This is a genomic window from Actinopolymorpha singaporensis (genome assembly GCF_900104745.1).
GTDB lineage: Bacteria > Actinomycetota > Actinomycetes > Propionibacteriales > Actinopolymorphaceae > Actinopolymorpha > Actinopolymorpha singaporensis.
In genome coordinates this window covers 1419581-1432488 of sequence record NZ_LT629732.1, presented here as the reverse complement: position 1 = coordinate 1432488, position 12908 = coordinate 1419581, and the positions used below count along the sequence as shown (strand labels likewise).

The following is a 12908-nucleotide window of genomic DNA, read 5'->3' as shown; positions in this document are numbered from 1 at the left end:
GGCATCGAGGACACTGGCGGTTCAGCGCACCACCAGCCTGATGCCCAGCGGCTCGCCCGGGCTGTAGATGCCGTGCCGGCGGTCGCAGCGAGCCAGGTCACGCGCGTGCAGGTAGCTCCCGCCCTTGGTGATGTACGGCGAGAAGGCCCAGTCCTCCCGCTCCGGCACCTCCGCGGGCGCGCCCGGGAACGCCGCGTACCGCGTACTCGTCAGCTCGTCAGCGTTCCCCACCATGTCCAGCAACCCGAACGCGCTCGCCCCGAGCGGGAACTCCCCGACCGGGCTGGTGGTCCCCCTGCCCGCGTACACCAGGTTGGCGCGGTCGGGCGACCATTCGTCGCCCCACGGATAGGTCCGCAGGTCGTCGCCGCGGGCGGCGCGTACCCACTCCTCCTCGGTCGGCAGCCGCACCGGTGTGCCCAGGAGTATCGACAGCGCCTCGCACAACGCGAACGTCTGCTCGGCTCCGACGGTCGCCGGATGGTCCGGCCCGCCCTCGAGGACGGGCGGGATCGACGTCTCCGGTTCAAGTGCGCGTACCTGCGCGACCGTCAGCAGGTGCCGCATGATGCGGAACGCCGGCACCTCCACCGTCCGGCGCGGCACCTCCTTCAGCAGCCAGGCCGGTTCCACGCCGGCCAGGTCGGGTGCGGCGAGTTCGGCCCGCACGGTGTCGAGGTCGGACCCGATGACCACCTTCCCTGCCGGAACGTCGACCAGGCTGCTTTCGATCCGGGCGAGCGCGCTCGCGACGTCCATGCGGACCTCCGTCGTCGTTCGTGGCAAGTCGTTCGTGGCGACCGCGGGACCGGCCCGGGCCCGCCTGCCCCAGAGCCTGGCAGCCCGGCGCCCCGGCCGGCCATCGGTCGTTGGGCGGAGTCCGCGTACGACCTGCGGTCCGGCCGAAGCCCGCCGCGACGAGGGCTCCGGTTTCCGCGCACGCGTCCCCTGACGAGGCGATCTGCACTCAGTTGAGTGCCTGTGCCCGGAAGGCCAGGTATCGGTCTGGACGCAATGTCCGGCAGAACTCGCGTGATGCTCGCACGGTGGGCAGGAACTGAGGACAATGGTCGTATCTAATCGCGGCACCCGGTCAGGGAGCTGGCTGGATGCCCGGCCTGTGAGGGAAGGGGGATGCCGTGATCGTTCTCGGCGTCATCCTGTTGATCCTCGGCGCGATCCTCAAGATTTCGATCTTGTGGACCATCGGGATCATCCTGCTGGTAATCGGGGTCATCTTCTTGATCCTCGGCCGGATCGGCAAGCCGGTCGGCGGCAGGCGAGTTTGGTGGTAGCTGCCGGCCGCGAACGCTCGCGGGCGTTCGCGGCTGCCAGCTCACCCTCGATCTCCCCGACTGATCGCCGACCGGTTCGGGCTCAGACCCGGCGGGCCTTCCACACCTCTGCACTCGGCCACTGGCGCGCCCACTCGTGGTCGACGTAGTCGTACTCGGTGGTGGCGTTCTCGGGCGCCTGAACCTCGATCAGGTCCTCCAGGACGAACCCCGATTCCCGGAGCAGCCGCACCATCGGGCCGTGTGGCAAGTGGAAGTTGACACCACCGCCGTCGGCGCCATCGGCACCCTCCGCATCGCCGGACCCGTCCTCCAACCGGCACAGGCCGAACTGCGGGCGCAGCAGGGTGCGCCCGGCCGGACCCTCGTCGGGTACGCAGAGGGTGAGCAGGGTCGAGTTGCGGACGAAGATCAGCTCGCCGCCAGGACGCAGGAGCCGGGCCGCCTCGGGGATCCAACGGTACGGGTCGCACCAGCCGATCGCACCGTGCTCACTGATGGCCACGTCGAAGCTCGCGCCGGGGAGGTCGACGTCCTCTGCGTTTCCGTGAATCAGCGGGAACTCCAGCCCGAACTCCCGCTGCATCGCCCTGGCGGTCGCCAACTGGCGCTCGGAGTTGTCCACCCCGACCGGACGGGCGCCGGCCCGGGCCGCCCACGCACTGACGTAGCCGGTCCCGCACCCGAGCTCGATCAGGTCCTTGCCGGCCAGATCGTCCGGTAAAACCGGCAGGTCCGTCTGCGGAATCCGCCACACGCCCCAGTGCGGCTCTGCCGCCCACTGTTCGCGTGCCAGGGCGCCGAACCACTCGCTGTGCCGGGCGTCCCACACCTGCCGGTTCCGGCGTACGTGCTCGGGAAGGTCGTCGACGCTCGGCCGGCTCGGCTCGTCCACCTTGTCGGGCGCGTTGGGCTCGTTCACGCGGCCAGGCTGGTCCACCCCGCCCAACCTGTCAAAGGCGTTTCGCGTGCCCGCCGAGCTTCTACTGGGAACCGCCGGCCAGCTTGCGAAGCTCCGGGCCGTATTCGGGGTGGGCGAGTGCTGCCGCGAACTGCGCCCGAAGGTAGCCGAGCGGGTTGCCGGTGTCCCACCAGGTGCCGTCGATGACCTGCCCGAAAACTGGGTACTCGCGGGCGTGCTCGTGGATGGCGTGGGAGAGGTAGACCTCCCCCTCGGGGTTGTGCCGATGCCGGTTGAGCTGGCGTTCGAGTTCGGCCACGATGCCCGGCGTCACGACGTACCCGCCGATCGAGGCGAACGCCGACGGCGCCGCGTCCGGGGAGGGCTTCTCGATGATGCCGGAGATGCGCAGCAGACCGGCGCCGAGGTCGTCCTCCACCACCGGTACGCCGTAGCGCTGGGACTCGCTGGGCTCCATCGGCATCAGCCCGAGAACGGGTGCGCGGGTGCGTTCGTACGCCGCCACCAACTGCTGGGCGCGCGGCACGGCCGAGGTGAACACGTCGTCGGCCCACAACACCATGAAGGGTTCGTCGCCGACGATGCGGGCGGCGTTCAGCACCGGCGTTCCGTTGCCATAGGGACCGTGCTGGTAGAGGAACGTGATCCGGGCCAGCGACGCGAGTTCCTCCAGCGCCTCGGCGAGATCGTCCTTGCCGTCGGCGCGCAGCCGCATGTCGAGGTCCTCGTCGGGCGCGAAATGCTGCTGGATCAACGCCTTGCGGACGGAGGTGACGATGATGATGTCGTCGATGCCCGAGGCGACGAGCTCCTCGATCGTGTGCTGCAGAACGGGTTTGTCGAGGATCGGCAGCATCTCCTTCGGCAGCGCCTTCGTCAACGGCAACAGCCGGGTTCCCAGCCCCGCGACCGGGATGACCGCCTTACGCACCATGTGTTCGCCCTTTCGCCGCACCGCCGGAGAACGTTCTCACCAAGCCCACCGTCGGAAACGCTACCTGGTGACCGTGCCCCGCGCCGCCCGGCGAACACACGGTGGGACTGCCCCGGTGGGGCGTCAGGCCGTCACCCCCTCCGCCGCCGCGCGCAGGGCCGGGGCGGCGTCTCCCACCAACGGAGCACCGTGGCCGAAACACGCCACGTCGACGTCCAGCTGGACGACTCGCCGGAACGATTCGACGGCCCTTGCCCGGTCGACGTTGAACACGCCCAGAATCGGCATGTCCTGGATGCTCGCGATCGCGTCGCCGGTGAACAGCACCCGGTGGCGCGGCAGGTGCAGCGCGATGCTGCCGTCGGTATGGCCTGGCATCCCGATCACCGCCGCACCTCCGCCGAGGTCGATGCGATCACCGTCGACGAGCTCGCGGTCGACTCGCACCGGAAGAGCCGCCGGCACGTAGGGCACGACGCGTTCGTAGTAAGGGCGTTCCTCGTCGGTGACGACCGGCGCCGGCGCCGCCTGCTCGCCACGGACGACCGGTGCGTCCAACTGGTGTGCCATCACGGTCGCGCCGTTCCAGCCCACGATCTCGGCCGCCGAACCCACGTGGTCCTCGTGGAAGTGGGTGAGGACGATGTTCTTGATGTCGCGGCGGTCGTAGCCGAGGCGGTGTACGCCGTCCTGGATCGTCGGCGCCGAGCCTGCCACGCCGGTGTCCACCAGGGTGAGTCCGTCGTCGTCCACCCACAGATAGGCCTGGCCCACCTCGAAGGGAAACATGTGCAGGCCCGGCACCAGTTCGATCGTCTGCATGTCGTCGACCCTATTCGGGCCGTACGCCGGGAGTCCCGTCGTTCCGCCGCGGGCTGAACGCGGAATCCGATTCGAACGAACCGAACAGGTGCGATCCGGCGGCGAGCGAGCGGCGAGCGAGCGGCGAGCGAACGGCAGGTGAATATTGTCTTGCGGAACGAGCTCGTGGCCGGTCGACTGGGGCGCAAGCGCAGGTTGACGCCGGGAGGTCGAACGCGGTGCCGGATCCCCACGAGCAGGACCTCGACACCGAGGTTCTGCAGGACCGTGCCGACCGGCCGGTTGTCCGGGTGGGCGGCACCGTTCACCGTCCCGTCCAGCCCTGGACTCCCGCGATCCACGCACTGCTCGACCACCTCGCCGCCGTGGACTTCCCGTACTCCCCGCGAGTGGTCGGCATCCTCCCTGCCACCGGCACCGCACCGGCGACGGAGGTGGTCAGCTACATCGCGGGTGAGTCGGGGCCGGCCGGCTGGGCGAAGGTGGTGGAAGAGAAGGGCCTGCGCGCCGCCGCGCACCTGCTACGCGACTACCACCAGGCGGTGGCCGGTTGGTCGCCCGCGCAGCCGCCCGTGTGGTCCGGTGGCCGCACCGGCACCGGCGGCCCGGGCGAAGTCGTCTGCCACAACGACTTCGGGCCCTGGAACATCGTGTGGAACGGCGTCTCGCCAGTCGGCCTGCTGGACTGGGAGTACGCCGGACCCGGGCCGGTCATGCAGGACGTGGCGTACGCGCTGGAATACGTCGCACCGTTTCGCGACGACGAGGAGTGTGTGCGCTGGCTCCGTTACCCCGGCCCGCCGGACCGTCGCCGGCGACTGGAGATCTTCGCCACCGAGTACGGCCTGTCCGACACCACGGGACTGGCGGAGGAGGTGATCGCGATCCAGCGGGCCGGCCTGGATTTCGTCCGCCGGCTGGCCGAGGAGGGGCACGAGCGCCAGGTCGAGCTGGTCGCGTCCGGCTACCTGACCGAACTCGCGAACCGGATCCGGTGGAGCGAGGACCATCGCCACCTGTTCGACTGAGTCCCGGGCCTGAGATTCGGCTTATCCGCCGGCTCGCCGGCGGCCGGTCTGCGACGCTGGCAGGGTGACCAAGGCTGTCAGCGGGACCACCGGCACCGGCGGCACCGGCGGCACCGGCGGCACCGGGTTCGCGCCGCCGTCCCCGGCCGGGATCGCCCGGTCGACCTGGGCGGCCGGTGAGTTCCAGCGCATCGCCAACCGGATCGTCCCGGTCAGCGAGGAGCTGGTGCTGGCGCTGGACATCCGCCCCGGTGAACGCGTGCTCGACATCGCGGGCGGCACCGGCAACACCGCCCTGGCCGCCGCCCGCCGGGACGCCCGGGTGACCTGCGTGGACGTCGTACCCGAACTCCTCGACCACGCCCGGCTCCGCGCCGACGTCGAGCTGCTGCCGCTGGAGACGGTCGAGGTCGACGCCGCGGTGCTGCCGTTCGCCGACGGGGAGTTCGACGTGGTGACGTCGACGTTCGGGCTGATGTTCGTCGCCGACCAGGGGCGGGCCGCGGCCGAGGCGCTGCGGGTGCTGCGGCCGGGCGGGCGGATCGGCCTGGCGAACTGGACTCCGGACAGCGCGCTCGGCGGCCTGCTGCACCTGGTGGCGAAGTACGCGCCTCCGCCCGTCGACAGTCCGTCACCGCTGCGCTGGGGCACCCGCGAGGGGCTGGCCCAGCTCCTCGCCCCGTACGCGGAGCTCGTCGAGCAGCGGCTGGAGCTTCGGTGCGTCGACGTGGTCGCGCGCTCGGTCGCCGAACAGTTCCGGAGGTACCGGCAGTGGTACGGCCCGGTCAAGCTGGCGGTCGACGGGATGAGCGAGGAGGACGCGCAGTCGTTCGAGGAGGAGTTCACCGAGCTGTGGGACCGGTTCAACCGCGGCGAGCCGGACGCCGTGGTCGTGCCGTTCGACTATCTGCAGCTCGTGGCCACCGTCGGCGGGCCCAGGACCGCCGAGCAGCCCGGCGACGGTCACTGACCGGGCGGTCATTCCGGACAGTCGCCCCAGGCGGCGCCGGTGGTCCGCTTCAGACGGCCGCGGCACGCCGCCGGTCACGCCACGTGAGGGACGCCTCCCGGACCGTTCCGTAGCGGCGTCCAAGCACGTGCACAGGGTGAGGGGCGAAGATGGGCGCGTGTGCCCCACCGACACCTTCCCGCGCACGCGGCTGCTGCTGGTCGAGGACGACCAGACGCTGGCCGCGATGCTGGCCGACCTCCTCACCGAGGAGGGGTACGCCGTCGACCTCGCGCCGGACGGCCAGCGGGGGCTGCACCGCGCCCTAAGCCGGGAGTACGACGTGATCGTCGTGGACCGCGGCCTGCCCGGGATCGACGGGCTGGACCTGCTGGTCCGGCTCCGCAGCAGCGGCGTCGCCACCCCCGCACTGGTCCTGTCCGCGCTGGGCACGCCCGCGAACCGGGTCGAGGGACTGGACGCGGGTGCCGAGGACTACCTGCCCAAACCGTTCGACGTGGCCGAACTCCTCGCCCGCCTCCGGGCGTTGCGGCGGCGCCATCTGGACCAGGCCCGGCTGCTGCCGATCGGGGACGAAGTGCTCAACCTGGACACCCGCGAGGTCGGCCGAGCCCAGCTCTCGGAGCGGGAGTGCGACCTGCTGGCCGCCCTGGCGTCCCGGCCGAGCCACGTGTTCAGTCGTACCGAACTCCTCGCCCGGGTCTTCCCCGGCGCCGAGGGCGAGGTGGTCGTGGACACCTACGTCCACTACCTGCGCCGCAAACTCGGCCGGGCGGTCGTCACCACGGTCCGCGGCCGGGGATACCGGATGGGTGAGGTGTCCTCGTGACCAGCCGTGGCCGGCTCCGCGACGCGCGCCTGACCGGTGCCGAGTCGGCGATGCTGCGGCGTACGGCGGTACGCCTCGGCATCCAGGCGGGCCTGATCGTCGCCGCCATCGTCACCGTCCTGGTGGGCGTGACCCTCGCCGTGGTGCTGCACGCCGAGGCGGAAGGTACGAGGTCGATGCTGGCCGCCGCGGTCGGCCGGGCCGACGGCGACGTCGCCGACGCCCCCGCCAACACCTGGCTGGTGATAGACGGGCCGGACGGACGTCGCAGCACCGAGGGCCTGCCGGCGGGCGCCGCGGACCCGGAGGCGCTCGCCCGGACCGCCCGCACCGGCGTCGCGGAGACCCACGAACGCGACGTGAACGGCGCGGAGTACCAGATCTTCACCATGCGGCGCGGCGACACCACGGTCCAGGGCGTCCTCGACCTCGGCCCGGTGCGCGCCGACCGCGGGCACCTGCTGTTCTCCCTGCTCCTGGTCGGCGGGCTCGGGCTGGTGCTGGCCGCCGGGGCGGGCGCCGTGCTCGGCGTACGGGCGGTCCAGCCGCTGGCCAACGCCCTCAGCCTGCAGCGCAGGTTCGTCGCCGATGCCAGTCACGAACTCCGTACGCCGCTCACGCTGCTCACCACCCGCGCCCAACTGCTGCGCCGGCACCTGCAGCGAGGGCACGACCACCAGGCCGCGCTCGCCGACGCCGAGAGCCTGGTGCACGACAGCGACAACCTCGCCGCCGTGCTCGAGGACCTCCTGCTCGCCGCCGACCCGCACGCCGAGGGGGCCACGGAGGAGATCGACCTGCGGGTGCTGGCCAGCGGGGTGGCGGCGGCCGGCGCCGCGGTGGCCGGTGCACGTGGCGTCACCGTGCGGGCGGAGGGCGGAGAGGAGCCGGTGGTGGTACGGGGCGCACCGGTTGCGCTGCGCCGGGCGCTGACCGCCTTGCTCGACAACGCCGTCCGGCACGCGGAGCAGAGCGTCACCGTGACGGTCCACGCGGCCGACCGGCAGGCCGTGGTGGAGGTCGCCGACGACGGCCCCGGACTGGACCCGGCGCTGGAGCCCCGGATGTTCGACCGGTTCTCCTCGGCCGGTGGCAGGTCGCCGGACGGGCGGCAGCGGAGGTTCGGCATCGGGCTGGCGCTGGTCGGGGAGATCGTCGCCCGGCACCACGGTGAGGTCGAGGCGCTGGCGGCTCCTGGCGGCGGCGCGGCGTTCCGGCTCACCTTTCCCCGGCATATCACCGGGACCTCCGCGACTCCCACGAATCCCAGCGGGTCCGACCAGCCCTGCCCCCTGCCCTGGCCCTGCCCGGACAGCCGAGCGCCTCCACAAACCCGGCGTTTCCCAGGAAACCCACAGGGGCCGGCCACGCTGGTTCCAAGAAATCTCCCAATCAGCCCGGACATGCTGGTAAGCGGCCATCGGGGCCACCCGGTGCACCACAGGTGCGCGAGAGGTAACTGCCAGGAGGTTCGCCAGTGCCCACCTTCCTGAACGGACTGCCTGTCCACGTTCTGATCGTCCACGCCACCGTCGTGGCGGTGCCGCTTGCCGCGCTGGCTGCGGTGATCGTCGCGCTCGTGCCGCGCCTGCGCCGCCGGTACGGCTGGGCCGCGGTCGCCGTGGCCGCCGTCGCCACTGTTCTCGTACCGATGACCACGTCGGCCGGCGAGGGCCTGGAAGCGCGGATGGAGCACAGCGCTGCCATCGAACGGCACGCCCAACTCGCCGACGCGATGATCTGGCTGGTCCTTCCGCTGCTCATCGCACTCGCCGCGCTGGTGGCCCTGGACACCTACCGGCTGCGCAACGCCCGCGCGGAGGGGCCGGGCACGATGACCGCCGAACGCCGTACGGTCGGCGCGCCGGCATGGACCCGCTTCGTGAGCCTCGCGCTCATCGTGGTCACCGTGGGGTTCGCGGTGGCCTCCACGGTGCAGATCGTCCGGGTCGGCGACGCGGGCTCGCGGGCCGCCTGGGGCGACGAGCAGTACACCGCCCCGCACGGCGGCGGCGACTGATCAGGACCGGCTACGCCGGGCTGCCGGCGTAGCTGGTGCTGCCAGGGGCGAGCTTGCGGCGCCCCGTGGGTGACACCAGCAGAACCGGGTCCGGTCCCACCGCGGTGACGGCGTTCCCCGCCACGATCGCGTTGGCGTGCTCGCTCAGCGCGAGGACGGGCCGGCGGTACGTGGCCGTCCACACCGACTCGCGCGGCAGATCACCGTCGGCGTGATGGACGAACACCGCATGGCCCGCGGCCAGGTCGGCACCCGCGGTGTCGACCACCTTGGCGTCGTTGCGGTCCAGGTGCGCGACCGTGCTGATGTCGGCACCGAGCAACGCCGCACCCGCGCTGCCACCGAAGACCATGCCGCCGGCCGCGACGTACTCACGCAACCGGTGCAGCACGCCGAATCGCTGCGCGAGCGCGAGCAGGCGGTAGGTGTTGCCGCCGCCGATGTAGATGCCGCGTACGCCGGTGAACGTCGGCGATGCCTCGCCGTCCCAGGTCGAGATGTCGCGTACGCCGAGGGGCTCGTACACGTCACGCAGCCACGCCTCGGCGTCGGCGTACCGGTCCGGCTCCATCGCGACCGGCCAGTACGCCAACGGGCCCGCACCGACCGCGTGCGCGAACTGCTCGTCCAGCGGCTTGGACGCCTCGGCACCGCCACCCCCTGCGAGGAACACCCGCCCGGTCACCTATACCTCCATCGCCTGACTGTCGAAGAGACTACTCACCGACTCGCCGAGGTGGATCCGGCGGATCGCCTCGGCGAACAACGGTGCGATCGAGCGCACGGCCAGGTGGGGAAGGTTGTTGTCCGGCGCGAGCGGGACGGTGTTGGTGGTGACGATTTCGTCGACGTCGTCCTGCACCGCGAGCCGCTGCACGGCCTTGCCGGTGAACAACCCGTGCGTGCAGGCGAGCACGATCCGGCGTACGCGGTGTTCGCGCAGGCGGTCGAGGAGTTCGACGATGGACCCGGCGGTGGCGATCTCGTCGTCCAGCACGATGACGTTCCTGCCCTCGACGTCGCCGACGATCGCGTCGATGACCACGCGGTCGTCGCTGAGCCGCTGCTTGCTGCCGGCGGCGACCGGAAGGTTGAGCAGTCGCGCGAACTGCGTGGCGGGCTTGGCGTTTCCGAGGTCGGGCGAGACAACCACGGTGTTGCTCAGGTCCCGCCCGGAGAAGTGCCGGGCGAGTTCGGCGATGGCGTTGAGATGGTCGACCGGGATGTTGAAGAAGCCGTGCACCTGCGGTGCGTGCAGCGCCATCGTCAGCACCCGGCTCGCACCCGCGGTGGCCAGCAGGTCGGCCACCAACCGGCCGCCGATGGAGATCCGCGGCTGGTCCTTCTTGTCCGAACGCGCGTAGGCGTAGTGCGGGATAACGGCGGTGATCTGCGCGGCCGACGCGCCACGCGCCGCGTCCAGCATGAGCAGCAGCTCCATGAGGTTCTCCTGCACGGGAGGAACCAGAGGCTGCACGAGGTAGATGTCGCGCTGCCGGCAGTTGGCCCGCAGCTGGACCTGCAGGCAGTCGTTGCTGAACCGCTGGATGTGGGCCTCGGACAGCTCGACGCCGAGTTCGGCGCAGATCTCCTCGGCGAGCCTGGGGTGCGCGCTTCCGCTGAAGACGCCGATCTGGGGCATGGTCGGTGAGCCAATCGTGACCGGTGGGCAGGGGGCGGGCGGTGACGACGGACCTCAGGGTAGCCCGCGGATGTCGACGTACGCCCACGCGCCGGGTCGTACGGGAGTTCGTCACGCGCTTCGCGGACGACGCCGCGAAAACCACGGCGACGAGTGTCGGTGGCAGACGCCAGGGTCCAGTACAACCGCCGGAGTCGCGGCGAAGCGTGGAGTCTTACGGGGGCTACAACCCCCGTAAGTCTCCACAGTTCACGAGCGGGTCTGCGTAGCACGCCGCCGGCGGCGGCGCGGAAGTGACCCGCGTCACGTCTTCGTCCGGCTTGTGGATCGCACACGCCTCGGCGCACCATGGTCGAACTGAAGTTACTGGCAGGTAGCCACCGAAGTTACCGGTAGGTAGCATCAGCTCTGGCGGCCGTGGCCGACCCCGTCCGCGGCCGTCCCTGGCCTCACCCGCGTCCGGTAGCACCCGGCCCCCGCCCGAAGGAGCGCGCCCGATGAGCCACTACAGGAGCAACCTCCGCGACCTCGAGTTCAGTCTCTTCGACGTGCTCGGCCGCGACGAGGCGCTCGGCTCCGGCCCGTACGCCGAGATCGACGTCGACACAGCGCACAGCATCCTCGGCGAGGTCGACCGGCTGGCCCGCGAGGAGGTGGCCGCTTCGTTCGTCGACGGCGACCGCAACCCGCCGGTCTACGACCGCGACGCGCGCACCGTGCGGGTGGGCGAGCCGCTCAAGGACAGCTTCCGTGCCTGGATGGACGCGGAGTGGTGGCGGCTGGAGATTCCCCCGGAGCTCGGCGGGCAGCCCTGCCCGCCCTCCCTGCGCTGGGCGGTGTCAGAGCTGGTCCTCGGCGCCAACCCCGCACTGTTCATGTACTGCAGCGGCCCCCGCTTCGCCGGCGTCATCACCCGTAACGGCACACCGTCCCAGCAGCGGCTGGCCGAGCTGATGATCGAACGCCGGTGGGCGGCCACCATGGTGCTCACCGAGCCGGACGCGGGGTCCGACGTCGGCGCCGGCCGCACCCGCGCGCTCCCGCAGCCCGACGGGACCTGGCACCTGGAGGGCGTGAAGCGGTTCATCACCAGCGGCGAACACGACCTGACCGAGAACATCGTCCACTTCGTGCTCGCCCGCCCGGTGGGCGTCGAGGGCGCCGGCGGCCCGGGTACCAAGGGCCTGTCGCTGTTCCTCGTACCCAAGTTCCACGTCGACCTGGAGACCGGCGAGCTCCGCGGCCGCAACGGCGTACACGCCACCAACGTCGAGCACAAGATGGGCCTGAAGGTGTCCACCACCTGCGAGCTCACCTTCGGCGAGGGCGAGCCGGCGGTCGGCTACCTGCTCGGCGACGTGCACGACGGAATCCGGCAGATGTTCCAGGTGATCGAGTACGCCCGGATGCTGGTCGGCACCAAGGCGATCGCCACCCTGTCGACGGGTTACCTGAACGCGCTGGAGTACGCCAAGGAACGCGTCCAGGGCGCCGACCTCACCCGGATGGCCGACAAGACCGCGCCCCGGGTGACCATCACCCACCACCCGGACGTACGCAGGTCGCTGCTCACCCAGAAGGCGTACGCCGAGGGGATGCGTGCGCTGCTGCTCTACACCGCCTCGGTGCAGGACGTCGTGGAGGCGGGCGAGTTCGCCGGGCGGCACGGGGACGAGGAGCGGGCCGCGGCCGGGCTGAACGACCTGTTGCTGCCGGTGGTCAAGGGCTACGGCTCCGAACGCGCGTGGACGCTGCTCGGCTCTGAGTCGCTGCAGACGTACGGCGGCTCCGGCTTCCTGCAGGACTACCCGATCGAGCAGTACGTCCGCGACGCCAAGATCGACACGTTGTACGAGGGCACGACCGCGATCCAGGGCCAGGACCTGTTCTTCCGCAAGATCGTCCGCGACCAGGGCCAGGCGTGGGGCCGGCTCGCCGGGGAGATCCAGGCATTCGTGAAGTCTGGTGCGGGCAACGGCGCACTCGACGCCGAGCGGGCCCTGCTCGGCAGGGCACTCGAGGACGTGCAGGGCATCCTCACCGCGATGGTGGGCTACCTCCACAGCTCCCAGCCGCAGGTGCCCGGAGGCGACCCGGCCAACCTCTACAAGATCGGCCAGAACACCACCCGGCTGTTGCTGGCCGTCGGTGACCTGGTGTGCGGATGGCTCCTGCTGCGCAAGGCCGAGGTCGCCCTGACCCGGCTGGGCGGTGAGGCCGGTGCGCACGGCGGCGAGGTCCGTCCGGAGGACCGGGCGTTCTACGAGGGCAAGGTCGCGGCCGCCCGGTGGTTCTGCGCACAGGTGCTGCCGAAGCTGACCGCCGAGCGGGCGATCGCCGAGGCCACAGACAACGATCTGATGGAGCTGTCCGAGTCGGCCTTCTAGACCGGCCTCTGTCGCCCTACTCTGGCCAGACCGACGCACACCGCGAGGTGTCCGCCGCA

13 protein-coding genes are annotated in these 12908 nt (G+C 71.2%); 7 read left to right on the top strand and 6 right to left on the bottom strand.

Annotated features, from left to right (window positions below):
* Positions 1-21: 21 nt before the first annotated feature.
* Positions 22-759, bottom strand: a complete 738-nt coding sequence (locus BLU27_RS06470) for a formylglycine-generating enzyme family protein (protein WP_092651545.1) — start codon at positions 757-759, stop codon at positions 22-24.
* 380 nt (positions 760-1139) lie between these two features.
* Here BLU27_RS06470 and BLU27_RS29505 point away from each other — a divergent pair, with 380 nt between their 5' ends.
* Positions 1140-1295, top strand: a complete 156-nt coding sequence (locus tag BLU27_RS29505) for a DUF6131 family protein (RefSeq protein ID WP_092651543.1) — start codon at positions 1140-1142, stop codon at positions 1293-1295.
* An 82-nt stretch (positions 1296-1377) separates the two neighbouring features.
* Here BLU27_RS29505 and BLU27_RS06460 read toward each other — a convergent pair whose 3' ends face one another.
* The 3 genes from BLU27_RS06460 to BLU27_RS06450 all read right to left on the bottom strand — a co-directional run bounded on the left by BLU27_RS06460 (position 1378) and on the right by BLU27_RS06450 (position 3973).
* On the bottom strand, positions 1378-2217 hold the full coding sequence (locus BLU27_RS06460; protein WP_241827820.1) for a class I SAM-dependent methyltransferase: 840 nt from the start codon (positions 2215-2217) through the stop codon (positions 1378-1380).
* A gap of 61 nt (positions 2218-2278) precedes the next feature.
* Complete coding sequence (locus tag BLU27_RS06455; protein WP_092651541.1) at positions 2279-3151, bottom strand: UTP--glucose-1-phosphate uridylyltransferase; 873 nt, start codon at positions 3149-3151, stop codon at positions 2279-2281.
* Positions 3152-3274: 123 nt separating this feature from the next.
* Positions 3275-3973: an MBL fold metallo-hydrolase gene (locus BLU27_RS06450; protein WP_092651539.1), complete on the bottom strand. Its 699-nt coding sequence runs from the start codon at positions 3971-3973 to the stop codon at positions 3275-3277.
* A gap of 218 nt (positions 3974-4191) precedes the next feature.
* On the opposite strand from BLU27_RS06450, the gene BLU27_RS06445 reads away from it, so the two are divergent.
* The 5 genes from BLU27_RS06445 (at position 4192) to BLU27_RS06425 (ending at position 8820) form a co-directional block, all read left to right on the top strand.
* Positions 4192-5001: an aminoglycoside phosphotransferase family protein gene (locus BLU27_RS06445; protein ID WP_092651537.1), complete on the top strand. Its 810-nt coding sequence runs from the start codon at positions 4192-4194 to the stop codon at positions 4999-5001.
* A 64-nt stretch (positions 5002-5065) separates the two neighbouring features.
* Entirely contained in the window at positions 5066-5971 is a 906-nt protein-coding gene (locus tag BLU27_RS06440; RefSeq protein ID WP_092651535.1) for a class I SAM-dependent methyltransferase, read from the top strand.
* Between the two features lie 157 nt (positions 5972-6128).
* Positions 6129-6800, top strand: coding sequence for a response regulator transcription factor (locus tag BLU27_RS06435; RefSeq protein ID WP_241827819.1), 672 nt, complete (start codon positions 6129-6131; stop codon positions 6798-6800).
* A complete protein-coding gene (locus BLU27_RS06430; RefSeq protein WP_092651533.1) occupies positions 6797-8293 on the top strand; it encodes a sensor histidine kinase in 1497 nt (498 codons plus the stop codon). Before BLU27_RS06435 ends, BLU27_RS06430 begins: the two co-directional genes overlap by 4 nt.
* Complete coding sequence (locus BLU27_RS06425) at positions 8278-8820, top strand: DUF2231 domain-containing protein (RefSeq protein ID WP_092651531.1); 543 nt, start codon at positions 8278-8280, stop codon at positions 8818-8820. The genes BLU27_RS06430 and BLU27_RS06425 overlap by 16 nt, the downstream gene beginning before the upstream one ends.
* 10 nt (positions 8821-8830) lie before the next feature.
* Here the strand turns inward: BLU27_RS06425 and BLU27_RS06420 are convergent, their stop codons facing one another.
* Entirely contained in the window at positions 8831-9505 is a 675-nt protein-coding gene (locus tag BLU27_RS06420) for a Type 1 glutamine amidotransferase-like domain-containing protein (protein WP_092651529.1), read from the bottom strand.
* Positions 9506-10462: a ribose-phosphate diphosphokinase gene (locus BLU27_RS06415; protein WP_092651527.1), complete on the bottom strand. Its 957-nt coding sequence runs from the start codon at positions 10460-10462 to the stop codon at positions 9506-9508.
* 497 nt (positions 10463-10959) lie between these two features.
* Here BLU27_RS06415 and BLU27_RS06410 point away from each other — a divergent pair, with 497 nt between their 5' ends.
* Positions 10960-12849, top strand: a complete 1890-nt coding sequence (locus BLU27_RS06410; protein WP_092651525.1) for an acyl-CoA dehydrogenase — start codon at positions 10960-10962, stop codon at positions 12847-12849.
* Positions 12850-12908: the final 59 nt, after the last annotated feature.